This window comes from Coralloluteibacterium thermophilum (genome assembly GCF_042654365.1).
GTDB classification, from domain to species: domain Bacteria; phylum Pseudomonadota; class Gammaproteobacteria; order Xanthomonadales; family Xanthomonadaceae; genus Coralloluteibacterium; species Coralloluteibacterium thermophilum.
This window is the reverse complement of record NZ_JBHSGG010000007.1, coordinates 69,303-89,150: the sequence shown is the minus strand read 5'-3', so window position 1 is coordinate 89,150 and position 19,848 is coordinate 69,303. Positions and strand designations below refer to the sequence as shown.

Sequence of the window (19,848 nt, the reverse complement as noted above, 5' to 3'; positions counted from 1 at the left end):
GAGAATCAAGCGCTTCACCGCCTCCGACATGCGCACCGTGCTGCGGCTGGTGCGGGAGGAGCTCGGGGCCGATGCGGTGATCCTGTCCAACCGCCGGACCGATGCCGGCGTCGAGATCGTGGCCGCGACCGACTACGACGAGGAGCAGGTCCAGGAGGCGCTGCGCGCGGCCAGTNATCGTGGCCGCGACCGACTACGACGAGGAGCAGGTCCAGGAGGCGCTGCGCGCGGCCAGTGCGCAGCAGGCGGCGACCGCCGCCCCCGCTCCCGTCCCCGCCCCGGCGGCCCCCGCCGCCGCCGCGCCGGCGCCGCGCGCCGGGGAACCGGCGCTGCCCTCCTTCGCGGAGCGCCTGGCCGCCCTGCAGGCCGGGCAGCCCATGCCGGCCACGCCCTCGGCCGCCGCCGCGGTGCCGCGCGCGCAGCTGGTGGATACGCAGGCGCTGGCCGCTGCGGTCAAGGCCGCGCCGGCCGTGCCCGGGCCGGTCCCGGCACCGCCCGCCGCCGCGTCGCCCGGACTCGCCGCGGTGCCGGCCGCACCCGGGCCGCAGGCCGAACCCGCGCTGGACGAGGTCCGCAACGAGCTGGCGGCCATGCGCGAGATGATCGAGCGCGAGATGGCGCGCCTCGGCGACGAGCGGCTGCGCGGCGCGCCGGTGCGCGCCCAGGCCCTCGACACCCTGTCCGACTACGGCGTGGAGATCGACCTCGCGCGCGTCGTCGCCGCGCAGATCCCGGTCGACATGGAGCCGGCCCGCGCCAAGGGCCTGATGCTCGGCCTGCTGGCCAAGAAGCTCGCGATCACCGACTACGACCCGGTCGACGAGGGCGGCATCGTCGCGCTCATCGGCCCGACCGGCGCCGGCAAGACCACCACGCTGGCCAAGCTCGCGGCGCGCTACGCCGCCCGCCACGGCGCCCGCAACGTCGCCCTGGTGACCACCGACACCGTGCGCGTCGGCGGCCGCGAGCAGCTCGCCGCCTACGGCCGCCTGCTCGGCATGGCGGTGTTCGAGGCGGACAACGAGCAGGCCCTGGTCGGCCTGCTGGAGCGCCTGTCCGACTACGGCCTGGTGCTGGTGGACACCGCCGGCCTGTCGCAGCGCGACCGTGCCCTGATGACCCGTCTGTCGTGGCTGCGCGACACCCATCGCGTGCGCAGCCTGCTGGTGCTGCCGGCCAACGCCCATCCCGCCGACCTCGACGAGACCGTGCGCCGCTTCCGCAGCGTCGGGCCGGAGGCCGTGGTGCTGAGCAAGGTCGACGAGACCGGCCGCCTCGGTGCCGCGCTGTCGGTGCTGGTGCGCCATGCCCTGCCGCTGGCCTTCGTCGCCGACGGCCAGAACGTGCCCCAGGACCTGCAGCGCGCCGAAGCCCACCGCATCGTGCTGCGCCTGGATGCCCTGCGTCGCGCCGCCGACGCCCACAACGAACCGGAGACCGCGCATGTCGCCTGAGATCCATCCCCCGCGCGACGGCGTGCGCGTCCCCGAACAGGCCGCCGCCCTCGCGCGCCCGCCGGTGCGGGTCATCGCGGTGACCAGCGGCAAGGGCGGGGTCGGCAAGACCAATGTCTCGGTGAACCTGGGCGTGGCCCTGGCCGCCGCCGGCCGCAAGACCCTGCTGCTCGACGCCGACCTCGGCCTCGCCAACGTGGACGTGATGCTCGGCCTGTCGCCGCGCTTCACCCTGGCCGACGTGATGGCCGGCCGCTGCGCGCTGGCCGACACCATCCTCGACGGCCCGCACGGGCTCGGCATCGTCCCGGCCGCCAGCGGCAAGCGCCACATGGCGGAGCTGTCGCCGGCCGAGCACGTGGGCCTGATCCGCGCCTTCTCCGAGATCGAGCGCCCGGTGGACACCCTGCTGGTGGACACCGGCGCCGGCATCAACGACGCGGTGCTGACCTTCTGCCAGGCCGCGCAGGACGTGATCGTCGTGGTCTGTGACGAGCCGGCGTCGATCACCGACGCCTACGCCCTGATCAAGGTGCTCTCGCGCGAGCGCGGCGTGGAGCGCGTGCAGGTGCTGGCCAACCAGGTCGGCAGCGTCGCCGAGGGGCGCCAGCTCTACGACAAGCTGGCGCGCGTCACCGACAAGTTCCTCGACGTCACGCTCGGCTTCCTCGGCGCGGTGCCCTACGACGAATACCTGCGCCGCGCGGTCCAGCGGCAGTCGCCGGTGACCGTGACCTTCCCGTCCAGCCCCTCGGCCCGGGCCTTCCGCGACTTCGCCGGGCGCATCGAGCGCTGGCAGCCGCCGAGCGCGCCGCGCGGGCACCTCGAATTCTTCGTCGAACGCATGATCGCCGGAGGCGTCGCCGCATGATCGCTCCCGCCGCCGAATACCGCGCCGCGGCCCGTCCCAGCCCCGGCACCCTGATCGAGCAGCACGCCGAACTGGTGCGGCGCATCGCCCACCACCTGGCCGCGCGCCTGCCCGCCAGCGTCGAGGTCGACGACCTGATCCAGGCCGGCATGCTCGGCCTGATCGAGGCCTCGCGCGCCTTCGACGCCGAGCAGGGCGCGAGCTTCGAGACCTACGCCTCGATCCGCATCCGCGGCGCGATGATCGACGAGATCCGCCGCGGCGACTGGGTGCCGCGCTCGGTGCACCGCGGCGCGCGCGCCGCCGCCGCGGCCATCCACCGCATCGAGCAGGCCAACGGTCGCGCCGCGCAGCCGCAGGAGGTCGCCGCCGCGCTGGAGATGCCGCTGCCCGACTACCTGCGCCTGGTCGAGAACGCCGCGCGCGGGCACGTGCTGAGCCTGGACGCGCACGTCGAGGACGCAGGCGAGCTGCCCGACATCCGCGGCGGCGGCCCGAGCCCGGAACGCGCCCTGGAGCGCGAGGAGTTCGCCGCCCTGCTCGCGACCGAGATCGACGGCCTGCCCGAGCGCGAACGCCTGGTGCTGTCGCTGTACTACGAGCAGGAGCTCAACCTGAAGGAGATCGGCGCGGTGCTCGGCGTGAGCGAATCGCGGGTCTGCCAGATCCACGGCCAGGCGATGCTGCGCCTGCGCGGCCGCCTCGCGCCGTTCCGCGGCATCGACGACGACCTCGACAACGAATGAATCCGGAGCAGTACGTGAACAAGAACATGCGAATCCTGATCGTCGACGACTTCTCCACGATGCGCCGCATCGTGAAGAACCTCCTCGCCGATCTCGGCTACACCAACACCGTCGAGGCCGACGACGGCACCAGCGCCCTGACCGTGCTGCGCCAGGGCGGCATCGAGTTCGTCGTCACCGACTGGAACATGCCGGGCATGACCGGCATCGACCTGCTCAAGGCGATCCGCGCCGATCCCCAGCTGCGCATGCTGCCGGTGCTGATGGTCACCGCCGAATCCAAGCGCGAGCAGATCATCGAGGCCGCGCAGAACGGGGTGAACGGCTACATCATCAAGCCGTTCACCGCCATCACGCTCAAGGAGAAGCTCGACAAGATCTTCGAGCGCATGGGGGCCGCGGCATGAGCGAGGTCGCAGCAGCCGGCCATCCGGTGGTGGACCGCGCCGAGTTCGCCCAGCGCCTGCAGTCCGCGCTGGACGCGGTCGCGCGCGGGGACGAGGTGGGCCTGCGCGGCGAGGTCGAGGCGCTGGCCGCCTGGCGCGCCGCGTCGATGGTGCAGAGCCTGAGCCGCATCGCGCGCGAGCTCGGGCAGGCGCTGGGCGAGCTGCCCGCGGTCGATGCGGCCGCCGCCGAACTGCCCGACGCCTGCGACCGCCTGGACCACGTGGTCCGCACCACCGAGGAGGCCAGCCTGCGCACCCTCGACCTGGTCGAGGACAGCCGCGGCCTGATCGAGCGGGTCGCCGGCGGTCCGCTCGACGACGAGCAGCGCGCGGCGCTGGAGGCCCTGCGCGGCAAGCTCTCGGAGATGTCGCTGGCGCAGAGTTTCCAGGACCTCACCGGCCAGACCATCCGCCGCGTCGCCGCCATCGTGCGCCGCGTGCACGAGGGCTTCGGCGCGCTCGGCCTGCCGCCCGAGGAGCATCGCCGCGGCGGTCTCGCCGGCCCGGCCGTGCCCGGCCTCGACCACCACGCCGTGTCCCAGCAGGACGCGGACGACCTGCTGTCCGCGCTGGGCCTCTGAGGCCCGCGCCATCCGGAGTGCGCGCATGAGCGCCGTCAACGACGACATCGCCGCCGACTTCATCGTCGAAGCCCAGGAACTCGTCGACCGCCTCGGCGAGCAGCTGGTCGCGCTCGAGCAGGCGCCGACCGACCGCGAGCTGCTGAACGCGGTCTTCCGCGCCTTCCACACCATCAAGGGCGGCGCCGGCTTCCTCGACCTGCCGCCGATGGTGCGCCTGTGCCACGCCGTGGAGGACGCGCTCAACATCGTCCGCGACGGCGCCCACGTGCTGGACGCGGCCGACTTCGACGGCGCGCAGCGGGCGATCGACAGCGTCAACGACATGCTCGTCGCGCTGGCCGCGGGCGACCCGCTGCCGGATCCGCCGGAGGACGTGGTCGCGCATTTCCGCGCCATCCGGCCCGGCGGCGGCGCCGTGGCCGCCGCGCCCGCATCCGCGCCCGCGCCGAAGGCGGCGCCCCGGCCGAAGGCCAAGGCGAAGGCCGGCGAGGCGCCGGCCCAGGCCGAGCCGCCGGAAGTGACCGTGCGCGTGGACACGCGCCGGCTCGACACCATCGTCAACCTCGTCGGCGAGCTGGTGCTCGCCCGCAACCGCCTCAAGACCCTGCGCGAGAGCCTGCGCGACGACCAGCTCGACCGCGCCGTGGGCGCGCTCGACATCGCCACCAGCCGCCTGCAGTCGGCGGTGATGAAGACCCGCATGCAGCCGGTGGGGCGGGTGTTCGCGCGCTTCCCCAAGCTGGCCCGCGACGTCGCGCGCAGCCTGGGCAAGGACGTCGAGCTGCACATGGACGGCGTCGACACCGAGCTCGACCGCAACCTCGTCGAGACCCTGGCCGATCCGCTGGTGCACCTGGTGCGCAACGCGATCGACCACGGCATCGAGTCCGCCGACCTGCGTGCGCGCCTGGGCAAGCCGCGCGCCGGCAACGTCTACCTCAACGCCGTGCAGGAGGGCGACCACGTCACCATCGAGGTGCGCGACGACGGCGCCGGCATCGACCCGGAGCGCCTGCGCGCCAAGGCGCGCGAGCGCGGCCTGATCGACGACGAGACCGCGGCGCGGCTGACGCCGGAGGAATGCCTGCAGCTGGTGTTCCTCGCCGGGCTGTCGACCAAGTCGCAGGTCAGCGACCTGTCCGGCCGCGGCGTCGGCATGGACGTGGTGCAGTCCAAGGTGCGCGAGCTGTCCGGCGAGGTGCGCATCCAGTCCGAGATCGGGCGCGGCAGCCGGTTCCTGATCCGCGTGCCGCTGACGCTCGCGATCCTGCCGACCCTGCTGATCCAGTGCGCCAACGCGGTCTACGCGCTGCCGCTGGCGCGCGTGGTCGAGGTGATCGGCTGCAAGCCGTCCGACCGGCGCTGGATCAACGGGCGCGCCACCCTCGACATGCGCGAGCGGCCGCTGCCGCTGGTCGACCTGCGCCACTGGCTGGAACTGCCCGAGGTGCAGACCGAGGGGCTCACCATCGTCGTGCTGCAGGGACGCGACGCGCGCTTCGGCCTGGTCGTCGACGCGGTGCGCGGGCGCGAGGAGATCGTCATCAAGCCGCTGCCGCGCGCGCTGCGCGGACTGCAGGGCTACGCCGGCGCGACCCTCATCGGCGACGGCAGCCTCGCGCTGATCCTCGACGTCGACGGGATCGGCGGCGACTCAAGTTCGACCCCCGCGCGCCGATAGCTTCGCCATGGACGTTCTCAGCCTCGCAGGTCTGTTGCTCGCGCTGGTCGCGCTGGTCGGTGGCAGCATCCTCAAGGGTGCCGGCATCGCCGGACTGTGGTCGCCTGCGGCCTTCGTGATCGTCATCGTCGGTACCGTCGCCGCGATCCTGCTGCAGACGCCGATGGCGACGCTCAAGCGCGCGCTCGGCATGGCGTCGTGGGTGTTCAGCCCGCCGGCCTCCTCGCGCGAGGCGCAGCTCGCGCAGGTCGTGGAGTGGGCCAACGTCGCGCGCAAGCAGGGCCTGCTCGGGCTCGAGGCCGAGGTGCGGCAGCAGACCGACCCCTTCGTGCAGAAGGGCCTGCAGATGCTGGTCGACGGCATGGAGCCGGAGGCCATCCGGCAGATGCTGGAGGTCGAGGTCGGCGCGCAGGAGAGCCAGGGCCTGGCCGCGGCCAAGGTGTACGAGGGCATGGGCATCTATGCGCCCACGCTCGGCATCATCGGCGCGGTGCTGGGCCTGATGTCGGTGATGCAGAACCTCGCCGATCCGAGCAAGCTCGGCCAGGGCATCGCCGCGGCCTTCACCGCGACGATCTACGGCATCGGCGCCGCCAACCTGATGTTCCTGCCGATGGCCAACAAGCTGAAGGGCCTCGTCGAGCAGCGCACCGGCGAGCGCGAGATGATGATCGAGGGGCTGATCGCGATCGCGCAGGGCGAGAACCCGCGCAACATCGAAGCGCGCCTCGCCGGCTACCTGAACTGAGCGCGCCACGGCCATGGCGCGCAGGAAACGGCACGAGGAACACCAGAACCACGAGGCGTGGGCGATCCCCTATGCCGACCTGCTGACCCTGCTGCTCGCCTTCTTCGTCGTCATGTACGCGATCTCCTCGCTCAACGAGGGCAAGTACCGGGTGCTGTCGAACTCGCTGTCCGAGGCCTTCGGCGGCTCGCCGCGCTCGATCCAGCCGATCCAGGTCGGGCCGGTCGCGCCGGCCGAGGTGTCGCCCGAACACGTGCGCCCGGTGCCGCTGGGCGTGCGCGCCAATCCCATCCGCCTCTCGCCGAGCATGCGCGCGGCCAACGGCCCGCAGCTGGCGGAGCGCAGGCCCGCCTACCTGCCGGTGTCCATCCCCAGCAACGACCGCGAGCGCTTCATGTACCGCGGCGCGCAGCAGCAGCTGCGCAGCATCGCCGCGCGCCTGCAGGCCGCGCTGGAGGACCTGGTGCGCGAGGACCTGGTGGTCATGCGCCGCGAGCAGCTGTGGCTGGAGGTCGAGATCAAGAGCGACATCCTGTTCCCGAGCGGCTCGGCGGTGCTGAGCCTGTCCGCGCTGGAGACCATCGCGCGGCTCGGCGCGATCCTCGCCGAGGTGCCGAACGACGTGCACGTCGAGGGGCATACCGACGACGTGCCGATCAGCACCGCGCAGTACCCGTCGAACTGGGAACTCTCCGCGGCGCGCGCGGCCAGCGTCGTGCACAGCCTCGCCGTGCAGGGCGTCGCGCAGGACCGGATGGCCGTGGTCGGGCAGGGCGAATTCCGCCCGCGCGAGAGCAACGCCACGCCCGAAGGTCGCAACGCGAACCGCCGCGTGGTGCTGGTGATCCTCGCCGAGCCCGAGGGGCTGTCGCGCGACAGTCCCGCGCTGCACGCCGGCGAAGTGCCGGTTTCCACCGATTCCGAGGCAGGCTGACATGCAGGTTTGGACCATCGCGAACCAGAAGGGCGGCGTGGGCAAGACCACCACCACGCTGGCGCTGGGCTACTGGCTGGCGCGCCAGGGCGCGCAGGTGCTGCAGATCGACCTCGACCCGCACGCCTCCCTGAGCCGCGCCCACGGGGTGCCGGCCGAACCGGCGCCGCAGGGCACGTTGGAGTTGTTCGCCGACCCGCCGCAGCCGCTGGCCGCGCTCGCCCGGCCGACCGCCCTGGCGGGCCTGGCCCTGGTGCCAGCGCAGTCCGCGCTGGCGACCCTGGAGCGCCGCAGCGCCACCCAGCCCGGCCTCGGCCGCGCGCTCTCGCAGGCGCTGGCGCGCGACGCCGGGCGCTGGGACTACGTGCTGCTCGACTGCGCACCCACCCTGGGCCTGCTGATGGTCAACGCCCTGGCCGCGGCCGACCGGCTGATCGTGCCGACCCAGACCGAGCCGCTGGCCCTGCACGGCCTCGACGGCATGCTGCGCACGGCGCAGATGATCGAGCGCTCGCGCGGCAGCGCCCTGCCGACCTTCGTGCTGCCGACCCTGCACGACCGCCGCACGCGCGTCGCCCAGGAGAGCCTTGCCGCCATGCGCGGGCGGCCCGGGGCCAAGGTGTGGGATGCCGAGATCCCGATCGACACGCGCCTGCGCGACGCGCAGAGCTTCCTCGACCTCGAGGCCCGGTTCGGTCGTGGCCTCCGCGCCTACGGCGACGCCCTCGACTGGCTGCTCGACAGCGCCCCCGTGCAGGAGCAGGTGGCATGACCCACGCCGACGGACTCGACGACTACATGGAGGCGCTGCTGGGCGAGGCCGCGCCGCAGGGCGATCCCGCCCCGGCCGGCGCCGCGGCGTCGCCCGACGGCGACAGCGAGGATCTGGAGGCGGCCTTCGAGGCCGCGCTGAACCTGCCGACGCCCGCACCGGTGTCCGCGTCGGGGGACAGCGAGGACCTGGAAGCGGCCTTCGAGGCGGCGCTGAACCTGCCGACGCCCGCACCGGTGTCCGCGTCGGGCGACAGCGAGGACCTGGAAGCGGCCTTCGAGGCGGCGCTGAACCTGCCGACGCCCGCACCGGCCCCCGCGTCGGGCGACAGCGAGGACCTGGAAGCGGCCTTCGAGGCGGCGCTGAACCTGCCGACGCCCGCACCGGCCCCCGCGTCGGGCGACAGCGAGGACCTGGAAGCGGCCTTCGAGGCGGCGCTGAACCTGCCGACGCCCGCACCGGCCCCCGCGTCGGGCGACAGCGAGGACCTGGAAGCGGCCTTCGAGGCGGCGCTGAACCTGCCGACGCCTGCCCCGGCGAGTCCACCTGCCCCGGCGAGCCCGCCGGCCAAGCCCGCGCCCGCGCGCGACGACCCCGAGCTCGAAGCGGCCTTCGAGGCCGCCCTCAACCTCCCCAGGCCGCTCGCCCCGCTGGCCGCCGAGCTCGCCGCACGCGAGCAGGCAGCCGGTGGCCGCCGCGCGGGCGAGCGCAGCTCGCGCTGGCTGCACATGAGCGTCGCCGGCCAGAACCACTGCCTGGAACTGCTCAAGGTGCAGGAAGTGCTGCGCGTGCCTCCGATCCAGCCGCTGCGCGGCGCCGGCACCGGGATGCTGGGCGTCATGAACCTGCGCGGCCAGATCGTCCCCGTGCTCGACCTCGGCGCCTGGCTCTACGGCCGCCCCTGCGAGCCCGGCCCCGCCTGCCGCGTCGTCGTGCTCGAGGAGCGCGGCGAGACCCTCGGCCTGCTGGTGGAGGAAGTCAGCGACGTCGCCACCCTGTCCGAATCGATGATGGAGAACACCGCCATCGTCGGCGCCGCCAACGCCTGCAACGCCTTCCGCGGCATCGCCCGCGTCGGCAACACGCCGATGATCCTGGTGGACGCGGGGCGGTTGCTGGCCATCTAGGTGAGGTGGGGAGGATGAAGCGGGAATCGGGAGTCGGGACCCGCAGGGCGCTGCCGCCTCCAAGGTTGCGGCGGTAGGGAGCGATCTCAGTCGCGACCGCCGGGACAGTGGGGCGTGCGCTGCCTGGGGGGCGGATCCGACATCCATGCCGGTAAAGCGCGAAGGGTGGAGCGGGAACGGGACCGGGACCCGGAGCGTGCTGCCACCCACACGGGCCTCTGGATCTGTAGGAGCGACTTCAGTCGCGACCGGGGCCTCCAATGCCCTTCACCCAGCCGGCCGAACCGCGCCGGTCGCGACTGAAGTCGCTCCTACGGGGGGCAAGGTGATCCGGCGACGCCTCGCGCCCCAGTGACATCCTCCCGTTCCCCGTTCCCCGTTCCCCGTTCCCCCAGCCCCCAGCCCCCAGCGCCCAGCGCCAAGCGCCAAGCGCCAAGCCCCAAGCCCCAAGCCCCAAGCCCCAAGCCCCAGGCTCCAGGCCCAGGCCCAGGCCCAGGCCCAGGCCCAGGCCCCAGGCCCCAGGCCCCAGGCCCGGGCCCCTAAAGTTCCTCCCCAGCCCGCCGATACCCCCTGCATCCCCCACCTTCGAGCGTGTGATGACAGCAGTGGAACTGGGCGCCGATCTGGGCATCGAGAGCGCGGCCGAGCTCAAGGCCCGGCTGTCGGCGCACCTGGCGAGCGAGACCGGCGTGGTGCTGGACGCCGAGCATGTCGAGCGGGTCCACACCGCGTCGCTGCAGCTCCTGGTGGCCTTCGTGCGCGACCGCCGCGAGGCGGGGCTGCGCACCGACTTCCAGTCCGCGGCCGCGCCGTTGCGCGAGGCCGCGCGCCTGCTCGGACTGGCCTCACACCTCGGCCTCGACGCCGCCGAACCGACTTCCGCTACGGAGCAACCTGCATGAGTTCCAAGATCCTCGTCGTCGACGACTCCACCTCGATGCGCCAGATGGTGGCGTTCGCGCTCACCAGTCAGGGCTTCGACGTGACCGAGGCCGAGGACGGGCTCGTCGCCCTCGATCGCGCCAAGGGACAGCGCTTCGCCGCGGTGGTGACCGACGTCAACATGCCGAACATGGACGGCATCTCGCTGATCCGCGAACTGCGCCAGCTGCCCGACTACAAGTTCACCCCGCTGCTGATGCTGACCACCGAGTCGGGCGCGGACAAGAAGTCCGAGGGCAAGGCCGCCGGCGCCACCGGCTGGCTGGTCAAGCCGTTCAACCCCGAGCAGCTGGTCGCCACGGTCCGCAAGGTCCTGAGCTGACGCTCCCCCGCACGCCCGCTCCGCCCCTCTTTTCGCTCCAGCACGGTCCTCGCCCATGAACATGGATATGCAGCGCTTCCAGGCGGTCTTCCTCGAGGAGAGCCGCGAGGGCCTGGACGTGATGGAGGCGGGGCTGCTCGCGCTGGAGTCCGGCCGCCAGCAGCCCGACACCATCCACGCGGTGTTCCGTGCCGCCCACTCGATCAAGGGCGGCTCTGCGACCTTCGGCCTGACCACGCTGGCCGGTCTCACCCACCTGCTCGAGACCCTGCTGGACGAGATCCGCGACGGCCGCCGTGCGCTGTCGGGCGCGGCCATCGACGCCATGCTCGCCTCCGTCGACGTGCTGCGCGGCCTGCTCGCGGCCGTGGACAGCGGCAGCCCGGAGGACGCCCAGGCGGTGGCCGCGGTCAAGGCCAGCCTCACCGCCGTGCTGGAAGGCAGCGCGGCATCCGCGGCGGAGGCGCCCCAGGCGGCCGCGCCCGCCGCCCCGCCCGCGGGCTGGCGCATCGGCTTCACGCCGCACACCGGCATGTTCATGGGCGGCAACGACCCGCTGCGCATCCTGCGCGAGCTCGACCGCCTCGGGCAGCTCCGTGCGGATCCCGATCTCTCGCGCCTGCCGACCTTCGAGGAACTGGACCCGGTCGAGGCCCACATCGCCTGGGATCTCGCCCTGATCGGCCCGGTCGCGCGCAGCGACGTGGACGACGCCTTCGCCTGGGTCGAGGACGAATGCGACCTGGTCGTGGAGCCGATCGCCGGGGAGGCGCCCCAGCCCGTGGCGGAGGCGCCCGCCGCCGCGCCCGAGGCGGAGCCGGCAGCGGCCGCGCCCATGGCCCAGGGCGGTGGCGCCGCCGAGCCCGCCGGCGCCGACGCGACCATCCGCGTCAGCGTCGCCAAGGTGGACGCCCTCATCAACCTCGTGGGCGAGCTGGTCATCACCCAGGCCATGCTCAAGCAGTCGGGCGCGCTCATCGAGGGCAGCCGCGCGCAGGATCTGCTCTCCGGCCTGGAGCTGCTCGAGCGCAACACCCGCGACCTGCAGGAGGCGGTCATCGGCGTGCGCATGCTGCCGGTGTCCTCGGTGTTCCAGCGCTTCCCGCGCCTGGTCCGCGACCTCGCCGGCCGCCTCGGCAAGCAGGTCGTGCTGGAGACCCGCGGCGAGTCCACCGAGATCGACAAGAGCGTCATCGAGAAGATCGCCGACCCGCTGGTGCACCTGGTGCGCAACGCCATCGACCACGGCATGGAGATGCCAGACGAGCGCGTCGCCGCCGGCAAGCCGCCGGGCGGCCGCATCACCCTCGACGCCTCGCACCAGGGCGGCTTCATCCTGATCGAGGTCGGCGACGACGGCCGCGGCCTCGACCGCGAGCGCATCCTCGCCAAGGCCACCGAGCGCGGCATGAGCCTGCCGGAGAACCCGACCGATGCGCAGGTCTGGGACCTCATCTTCCAGCCCGGCTTCTCCACCGCCGCCCAGGTCACCGACCTCTCCGGCCGCGGCGTCGGCATGGACGTGGTGCGCAAGAACATCCAGTCGCTCGGCGGCGACGTCGCCATCGAGAGCCGCAAGGGCGCGGGCACGCGCATCACCGTGCGCCTGCCGCTGACCCTGGCCATCCTCGACGGCATGACCGTCGGCGTCGGCGGCGAGACCTTCGTGCTGCCGCTGAACTTCGTGGTCGAGTCGCTGCAGCCGGCCGCCGGCGACATCCGCCGCGTGCAGGGCGACGGCCGCCTGCTGCGCGTGCGCGGCGACTACATCCCGCTGCTGGACATGCGCGCGCTGTACCGGCTGGCGCCGACCGCGCGCGACACCGCGCCCCTGGTCGTGGTGGTGGAGAGCGACGGCCGCCGTCTTGCGCTGCAGGTCGACGAGCTCATCGGCCAGCAGCAGATCGTGGTCAAGAACCTCGAGTCGAACTACCGCAAGGTCCACGGCGTTTCCGGCGCGACCATCCTGGGCGACGGCCGCGTCGCGCTCATCGTCGACGTGGGCGACGTGGCGCGCAGTCTCGCCCACGCCGAGGCCGCCTGATGCGCCCGCGCCGCTCGCCCCTCGTGGCCTGCGGCGCGCCGCCTTCGTCCCGCTCCGCATGCCGCCATCGCGCGGCGCCCGCCGGCCGGGCCGGCATTCCCTCCCGATGAACCCGTAGAGCGAGCCATGACCTTCCTCAAGAAGATCCAGACGGCCTTCGGCGACCTGTCCATCCGGCGCAAGTTCGTCGTGCTCAACGTCCTGCTCGCCTTCGGCGTCGTCGCCCTGGCGGTGACGGCGGCGCGCATCCAGTACGTCGACCTCCGCGACAGCCGCGAAGCGGTGCTGCGCACCGAGGTGGAGATGGCGCTGGGCGCGATCGCGCACTACGCGGCGCGCGCCGAGGCGGGCGAGCTCAGCGAGGAGGAGGCGCAGGCCGCCGCCCTGGCGACGCTGGAGACCATGCGCGCCAACGACGACGTGGACTACTTCTTCGTCCACGACATGCGGCCGACGCTCCTGATGCATCCCTTCCGCAAGGACCTGGTGGGCAGGGACGTCGGCGACGTGGTCAGCCCGGACGGCGTCGCGGTGTACCGCGAGCAGGTGGCGGTCGCCCGCGCCGGCGGCGGCCACGTCGACTTCGCGTGGGAGAAGCCCGGCCACGACGCGCCGGTGCAGAAGATGTCCTACGCCGCCGCCTACGCGCCCTGGAACTGGGTGGTGGCCACCGGCATCTACATGGACGACGTGCAGGCGCAGGCGCTGGTGTTCACCGCGATCATGACCGCCGCCGGCGGCTTCGTGGTGATCTCCGTGTTCGTGCTCTGCTGGATCATCGGCAGCGCCATCGTGGTGCCGATGCGCGCCGCCACCGAGGCGGCCGACGCGGTGGCCGCGGGCCGCCTGGACCAGCCGATCGCAGCCGGCGCGCGCGACGAGGTCGGCCGGCTGCTGGGCGCCATGCGGCGCATGCAGAGCACGCTGCAGGACTACAGCCGCGCCCAGCTCGAGATGGGCCGCCGGCACGAGGCCGGCGAGATCGGTCACCGCATCGACGCGGCCGCCTTCCGCGGCGCCTATGGCGAGATGGCGGCGAACACCAATGCCCTGGTGGCCGCGCACATCTCGGTGATGATGCAGCTGGTGGCACTGATCGAGCAGTACGGCCGCGGCGACCTCAGCCAGGACATGCCGCAGCTGCCCGGCGAGAAGGCGCGCGTGACCGAGGCCATGCAGGCGACCAAGGCGGCGTTGACCGGCATCCAGGACGAGATCCTCATGCTCTCGGCGGCGGCGGCCCGCGGCGACTTCTCCGCCCGCGGCGACGAGGCGAAGTACCAGCACGCCTTCCGCGAGATGGTGGCGGCGCTCAACCGCCTGATGCAGGAGGCGGACGCCGGCCTGAGCGACGTGGGCCGGATCATGGGCGCGCTGGCCGAGGGCGACCTGACCCAGCGGGTGGAGCGCGAGTACCAAGGCGCCTTCGGCAGGCTGGCCGCCGACGCCAACCGCACCGTCGAGCAGCTCACGGGCATCGTGCGCGGCATCAAGGACTCGGTGGAGACCATCAACACCGCCTCCGGGGAGATCGCCTCGGGCAACGCCGACCTCTCCAGTCGCACGGAACAGCAGGCGGCGAGCCTGGAAGAAACCGCGTCCTCGATGGAGGAACTCACCTCCACCGTCCGCCAGAACGCCGAGAACGCGCGCCAGGCCAACCAGCTCGCGGTCGGTGCCGGCGACGTGGCCGAGGCCGGCGGCCGGGTGGTGGACGAGGTGGTGACGACGATGGGCGCGATCAGCGAATCCTCGAAGCGGATCGCCGACATCATCGGCGTGATCGACGGGATCGCGTTCCAGACCAACATCCTCGCGCTGAACGCGGCGGTGGAAGCTGCGCGCGCGGGCGAGCAGGGCCGCGGCTTCGCGGTGGTGGCCTCGGAGGTGCGCGCGCTGGCCCAGCGCTCGGCGGACGCGGCCAAGGAGATCAAGACGCTGATCGAGGACTCGGCCGAGAAGGTGGAGCTGGGATCCAGTCTGGTGCACCGCGCCGGCACCACGATGGGCGAGATCGTCACCTCGGTGAAGCGGGTGACCGACATCATGGGCGAGATCACTGCCGCATCGGCGGAGCAGAGTTCCGGCATCGACCAGGTGAACCGGACGGTCATGCAGCTGGACGAGACGACGCAGCAGAACGCGGCCCTGGTCGAGGAAGCGAGCGCCGCGGCGCGCAGCCTGGAGGTCCAGGCCGGCGAGCTGGCGCAGGCGGTGGCGGTCTTCCGCCTGGAACAGGCGGCGGCGAAACCGGCAGCGAAGCCTGCGCCGGCCCCCGGGCCGAAACCGGTCCGGAAGCAGGCCGAAGCCCTCGCCGGGGCAGCGGCCTCCGCAGCGCCGAAGCCCGCCGGCCCGAAGCCGAAGATCGCCGCCGCGTCCGTGGCCACGTCCGACGCCAAGACCGATCCCAAGGCCGATCCCGAGCCTCGGTCGGCACGTGCCGCGCGGCCGGCCCGGCGCGCCGCCAGGGCGGCCAAGGCCGCTGCTCCCCAGCCGGTGCTGAGCGACATCGACGGCGACTGGCAGGAGTTCTGAATCGCCGACGGCCGGTGGGCCTGCTGCGGGTCCGCCGCGCCCGGACATCGCGCGCTCCACGCGAGGCCACCGCCGGCAGCGTGGCGCCGCGGCGAGCGTGATCCCCCGCACAGTTTCTCCATCGGCCATGCCTGCTGCCCTCAAGAACGCGCCGTTCCGGCCGATCAGGGCAGCGTGGGCATGTCCGCCCCCCTGAACCCCCCTCGTCTGGAGACATCCGTCATGCGCTGCACCCGTTCCATCCTCGCCGCCCTCGTCCTCGCCGCCACCGCTGCCGGCGCCGGCGCCCAGGAAATGATCCCGCCGGAGCACGCGTCCCGCTTCATCGGCAAGAACGGCATGGTCTGCGGCAAGGTCGAGCGCGCCCGCTTTGCCCAGAACTCGGAAGGCGAGCCGACCTTCCTGTACATGGGCGGGGCCTTCCCGCGCCACACCTTCTCCGCCCGCATCCCCGGCAGCGAGCGCGCCAAGTTCAACCCGGCGCCGGAATCGCTCGAAGGCCAGGACATCTGCGTGGTCGGCAACATCCGTCGCGACGCCTCGCGCGCCGAGATCGTGGTCACCGGCCCCGCCGACGTGAAGCTGGCGACGATCCGCTAAGCAGCAACCGCCGGGCGTCCACATGGGCGCCCGGCGCCTGTGCGCGCTCGCGCGCAGTCGATCACGAGGGGAGTGTCATCGATGCACTGGTTCAATTCCTTGAAGCTCGCGCCGAAGCTCATGCTGGCCTTCGGCATCGTCCTCGCACTGATGCTGGTGCAGGGCATCGTCGCCTTCAGCGGCATGAGTTCGCTCAACGGGGCGACCAGGAGTGTGGTCGACGAGACCCTCCCCAGCGTCCGCGCCGGCGGTGAGCTGCGCGCCCTGCTGGGCGAGTACCGCAACACCTCCTACCGCGGCCTGATGCGCGCGAGCGAGACGGTGAGGCGCGAGTCGCGCACCCAGGCCGACGCGCTGCACGCGCAGATCGAGGAGCAGGCGCAGCATTTCCTCCAGATCGCCAGCGACGACGAGGAGCGCGGCCGCATCGAGGCCTTCGTCGCCGACTGGGTCGCCGCCCGCGAGTCCTACCTCTCGGTCAACGAGATGATCGACTACGAGCTGGAGGACGACGCCATCGACACCTTCCTCGGCGAGACCCGCGGCCTGCACGAGCGGGCGACCGCCTCGCTCGCCGCGATCATCGCCGCCGAGGACGAGAAGGCCGTGGCCGCCGGCGCCGGTGCGCGCCGGGCCTACGCCACCTCGCTGACGATGACCGTGATCTTCCTGCTCGCCGGCATCGCCGCGGGCCTCGGCATCGCCTGGTTCTTCGCCGCCATGCTCTCGCGCAACCTGCGCGGCGCCGTCGCGGTCGCCAACGACGTGGCGACGGGCAAGCTCGACGGCCACATCGACACCAGCGGCAGCGACGAGGTCGGCGACCTCCTGCGCGCCATGCAGCGCATGCAGCACGACCTGCGCGAACGCATCGAGAGCGACCAGCGCATGGCCGCCGAGAACCTGCGCATCCGCAATGCGCTGGACAACTCCGGCACCAGCGTGATGATCGCCGACCCGCAGCGCCGCATCATCTACAGCAACGGTGCCACCCAGCGCCTGCTCGCGACCTACGAGGACGAGATCCGCAAGGACCTGCCGGACTTCGACGTGTCCGCCGTCGTCGGCAGCAGCATCGACACCTTCCACGCCGACCCCGAGGGCACCGCGGTGTACCTGGAGGCGCTCGAGGGCGTGCACAACGGGCAGATCCGTCTCGGCGGCGCCTGGTTCGGCCAGTCCATCTCGCCGGTCATGGGCGAGGACGGCGAGCGCCTCGGCTTCGTCGTCGAGTGGCGCGACCGCACCGTCGAGGTGCGGGTCGAGGAGGAGGTCGCGCGCATCGTCGAGGCCGCGGCCGCCGGCGACCTGTCGCAGCGCATCGCCACCGGGGACAAGCAGGGCTTCTTCCGCCAGCTGGCCGAGCGCCTCAACGTGCTGCTCGACGCCAACGCCGACAGCCTCGGCCAGGCGTCGGAGCTGCTCAACGCGCTGGCGCGCGGCGACCTCACCCAGCGCATGACCGGCGAGTTCCAGGGCGTGTTCGGCCGCATCCGCGACGACATCAACGCCACCGCCGACCAGCTCGCCGACATCGTGGCGCGCATCAAGGAGTCGTCGGAGGCCATCACCGTGGCGGCGGGCGAGATCGCGTCCGGCAACACGGACCTGTCGGCGCGCACCGAGCAGCAGGCCGCCTCGCTGGAGGAGACCGCCAGCTCGATGGAGGAACTCACCTCCACCGTGCGCCAGAACGCCGAAAGCGCGCGCCAGGCCAACCAGCTGGTGATGGGTGCGGCCGACGTCGCCTCGCGCGGCGGCCAGGTGGTGGGCGAGGTCGTCACGACCATGCAGGGCATCGAGCAGGCATCGAAGAAGATCGCCGACATCATCGGCGTGATCGACGGGATCGCGTTCCAGACCAACATCCTCGCGCTGAACGCGGCGGTGGAAGCCGCGCGTGCGGGCGAGCAGGGCCGCGGCTTCGCGGTGGTGGCCTCGGAGGTGCGTTCGCTGGCCCAGCGCTCGGCGGACGCGGCCAAGGAGATCAAGGGCCTGATCGGCGCCTCGGTGGACAAGGTCGCCACCGGCTCGGAGCTGGTGGGCCGGGCCGGCGCGACGATGTCGGAGATCGTGGCCTCGGTGAAGCGCGTCGCCGACATCATGGGCGAGATCACCGCGGCGAGCGCCGAGCAGGCCTCGGGCATCGAGCAGGTCAGCCGCACGGTCAGCCAGCTCGACGAGACCACCCAGCAGAACGCGGCCCTGGTCGAGGAAGCGAGCGCCGCGGCGCATGCGCTCGATGCGCAGGCGACGGCCCTGGCCGAGGCCGTGGCGATCTTCCGCACCGGCACCCAGGGCGGCGCGGTCGACAGCCTGCTGGTGAAGGCACGCGGCGAGCTGGCCGAGACCGACTGATCCACGCCATCCCCGGTGGCATCCCAAAGCGGCGCTTCGGCGCCGCTTTGCGTTAGGGGACGGTCGACCGCGGACGCTGGCGGTTCGCCGCCGCCTGCCCGCCCGTCCCACGGACGGCTTCCCCGTTCCGCGCCCGGACGGCGGGCCGCGCGCAACGCCATCCGTCCTTGTCCGTCGCGTGTCCCGGTTCCGGCCTTGGACGAGGGGCGGTGTACGCAGAGCTGTAACAATCCGCGCTGCGTGATCCTTTTCGTTCTGATGGCGATCTCAATCCAGGCCGGATCCGGTCGATAAGGCTGCGAGCCCGGCGGGCGGACGTGTTCGTGGCGAGGCGCTGCCTGCCGCGGCGCGGACCCATCTCCGGTCGGTTCGCCATCGCCGCTGCTTCCGAAAGTGACTGGAAGCACAACGGAAATGCGATGGCGATCACGTTTTGTACAGATTGCCGGGTCCGCGCCGATAACCGCGGAGAGGCCGGCCCCCGCATGCCGTCCCGTGGCGACCGGACGACGGTCGCGTCGGCGGCGGGGCGCAAGAGCGGCACGCACGACGTGCCGATCGCGGCGACGGGCAGGCGGAGCCTGCCCGCGTAGTGCGGAAGCGCCGGGTGTCCGGGCCGAAACGGAGCGTGCCGACACCAGCCGGGCGAGGCCCAGGGCCGGGATGCGTTCCCGCGCCGGCAGCGCGACCGCTCGAATCGAGAACCAGGCCCACGCCGGCAGTCCCGGCGTGCGCGGCCTGCCGACACCGAATCACTCTCTAGAAGGATCTGTCATGCACGCGTTGTCCCGCTTGTCCATCGGTACCAAGTTGTCGCTGCTGCTCACCGCGGCGCTCGTCCTGGTGCTGGCCCTTCTCGCATTCCTGATCGACCGGCAGGCGCGCCGCGCGTACGACGCGCGGGTGAACGCGGTGGTGGCCACGGAAGTGCGCGCGCTGGCGCAGCGCTCGGCGGACGCGGCCAAGGAGATCAAGGACCTGATCGGTGCCTCGGTGGACAAGGTCGCCACCGGCTCGGAGCTGGTGGGCCGGGCCGGCGCGACGATGTCGGAGATCGTGGCCTCGGTGAAGCGCGTCGCCGACATCATGGGCGAGATCACCGCGGCGAGCGCGGAGCAGGCGTCGGGCATCGAGCAGGTCAGCCGCACGGTCAGCCAGCTCGACGAGACCACCCAGCAGAACGCGGCCCTGGTCGAGGAAGCGAGCGCCGCGGCGCAGGCGCTCGACGCGCAGGCGACCGTGCTGGCCGAAGCGGTGGCGGTGTTCCGCACCGGCGCGCAGGAGACGGCCCCGCAGGCGGCGCCGAAGGCGCCGACCGCGTCCGCACCGACGCCCGCGCCCCGGCCGGCCGCCAGGGCCCGGGCGGAAACGGGTCCGGCCCTGGCGGCACGGCCCGCACGCGCGCCGAAGCCGGTGCCGCAGCCGGCCCTTGCCGAGGCCGATGGCGAGTGGCAGGAGTTCTGAGTCCGGACCGAAGGGGCGCGGCGGCCGGGCCGGCCGTGCGCCCCGTCGCGCTCCTCCGCATGCGGCGCCTCCGGGCGCCGCCTCTGTCTGCGGCGGGCTGCTCTACTCCGTAAACATGACGTTTTCGTGAAAAAGCCTCAAGTCGGCCGCCTCCGGGTCGATACAGGACGGGAACGTCCCCTGCGGGCCCTTGTCCTCCGATCCGCCGCCGCGCGCGGCT

16 protein-coding genes and 1 pseudogene are annotated in these 19,848 nt (G+C 72.7%); all 17 read left to right on the top strand.

Features of this window, described 5'->3' with window-relative positions; genetic code table 11:
* Positions 1-28: 28 nt before the first annotated feature.
* The 17 genes and pseudogenes from flhF (at position 29) to ACFO3Q_RS03830 (ending at position 19,628) form a co-directional block, all read left to right on the top strand.
* A pseudogene (gene flhF, locus ACFO3Q_RS03910) lies at positions 29-1,454 on the top strand (flagellar biosynthesis protein FlhF).
* Positions 1,444-2,325: a MinD/ParA family protein gene (locus ACFO3Q_RS03905; RefSeq protein WP_377003334.1), complete on the top strand. Its 882-nt coding sequence runs from the start codon at positions 1,444-1,446 to the stop codon at positions 2,323-2,325. The pseudogene flhF and the gene ACFO3Q_RS03905 overlap by 11 nt, the downstream one beginning before the upstream one ends.
* On the top strand, positions 2,322-3,071 hold the full coding sequence (locus ACFO3Q_RS03900) for an RNA polymerase sigma factor FliA (RefSeq protein ID WP_377003333.1): 750 nt from the start codon (positions 2,322-2,324) through the stop codon (positions 3,069-3,071). Before ACFO3Q_RS03905 ends, ACFO3Q_RS03900 begins: the two co-directional genes overlap by 4 nt.
* Before the next feature lie 14 nt (positions 3,072-3,085).
* Entirely contained in the window at positions 3,086-3,478 is a 393-nt protein-coding gene (locus ACFO3Q_RS03895; protein WP_377003332.1) for a chemotaxis response regulator CheY, read from the top strand.
* A complete protein-coding gene (locus ACFO3Q_RS03890) occupies positions 3,475-4,098 on the top strand; it encodes a protein phosphatase CheZ (protein ID WP_377003331.1) in 624 nt (207 codons plus the stop codon). Before ACFO3Q_RS03895 ends, ACFO3Q_RS03890 begins: the two co-directional genes overlap by 4 nt.
* A gap of 25 nt (positions 4,099-4,123) precedes the next feature.
* Positions 4,124-5,782, top strand: a complete 1,659-nt coding sequence (locus tag ACFO3Q_RS03885; protein ID WP_377003330.1) for a chemotaxis protein CheA — start codon at positions 4,124-4,126, stop codon at positions 5,780-5,782.
* A gap of 7 nt (positions 5,783-5,789) precedes the next feature.
* On the top strand, positions 5,790-6,530 hold the full coding sequence (locus ACFO3Q_RS03880) for a flagellar motor protein (RefSeq protein WP_377003329.1): 741 nt from the start codon (positions 5,790-5,792) through the stop codon (positions 6,528-6,530).
* A gap of 13 nt (positions 6,531-6,543) precedes the next feature.
* Positions 6,544-7,464, top strand: a complete 921-nt coding sequence (gene motD, locus ACFO3Q_RS03875; protein ID WP_377003328.1) for a flagellar motor protein MotD — start codon at positions 6,544-6,546, stop codon at positions 7,462-7,464.
* Position 7,465: 1 nt separating this feature from the next.
* Positions 7,466-8,236 carry a ParA family protein gene (locus tag ACFO3Q_RS03870; RefSeq protein WP_377003327.1) on the top strand — a complete coding sequence of 257 codons (771 nt, stop codon included), beginning with the start codon at positions 7,466-7,468 and terminating at the stop codon, positions 8,234-8,236.
* On the top strand, positions 8,233-9,363 hold the full coding sequence (locus ACFO3Q_RS03865) for a chemotaxis protein CheW (protein ID WP_377003326.1): 1,131 nt from the start codon (positions 8,233-8,235) through the stop codon (positions 9,361-9,363). Before ACFO3Q_RS03870 ends, ACFO3Q_RS03865 begins: the two co-directional genes overlap by 4 nt.
* Positions 9,364-9,959: 596 nt before the next feature.
* Positions 9,960-10,265 (top strand): STAS domain-containing protein, encoded by a 306-nt coding sequence (locus ACFO3Q_RS03860; protein ID WP_377003325.1) that lies wholly within the window; start codon positions 9,960-9,962, stop codon positions 10,263-10,265.
* Entirely contained in the window at positions 10,262-10,627 is a 366-nt protein-coding gene (locus tag ACFO3Q_RS03855) for a response regulator (protein ID WP_377003324.1), read from the top strand. Before ACFO3Q_RS03860 ends, ACFO3Q_RS03855 begins: the two co-directional genes overlap by 4 nt.
* A gap of 55 nt (positions 10,628-10,682) precedes the next feature.
* A complete protein-coding gene (locus tag ACFO3Q_RS03850) occupies positions 10,683-12,671 on the top strand; it encodes a chemotaxis protein CheA (protein WP_377003323.1) in 1,989 nt (662 codons plus the stop codon).
* Positions 12,672-12,797: 126 nt separating this feature from the next.
* Positions 12,798-15,206 carry a methyl-accepting chemotaxis protein gene (locus ACFO3Q_RS03845; RefSeq protein WP_377003322.1) on the top strand — a complete coding sequence of 803 codons (2,409 nt, stop codon included), beginning with the start codon at positions 12,798-12,800 and terminating at the stop codon, positions 15,204-15,206.
* Between the two features lie 222 nt (positions 15,207-15,428).
* Positions 15,429-15,806, top strand: a complete 378-nt coding sequence (locus ACFO3Q_RS03840) for a hypothetical protein (protein WP_377003321.1) — start codon at positions 15,429-15,431, stop codon at positions 15,804-15,806.
* An 81-nt stretch (positions 15,807-15,887) separates the two neighbouring features.
* Positions 15,888-18,164 (top strand): methyl-accepting chemotaxis protein, encoded by a 2,277-nt coding sequence (locus tag ACFO3Q_RS03835; protein WP_377003320.1) that lies wholly within the window; start codon positions 15,888-15,890, stop codon positions 18,162-18,164.
* A gap of 774 nt (positions 18,165-18,938) precedes the next feature.
* On the top strand, positions 18,939-19,628 hold the full coding sequence (locus ACFO3Q_RS03830) for a methyl-accepting chemotaxis protein (RefSeq protein WP_377003319.1): 690 nt from the start codon (positions 18,939-18,941) through the stop codon (positions 19,626-19,628).
* Positions 19,629-19,848 lie beyond the last annotated feature (220 nt).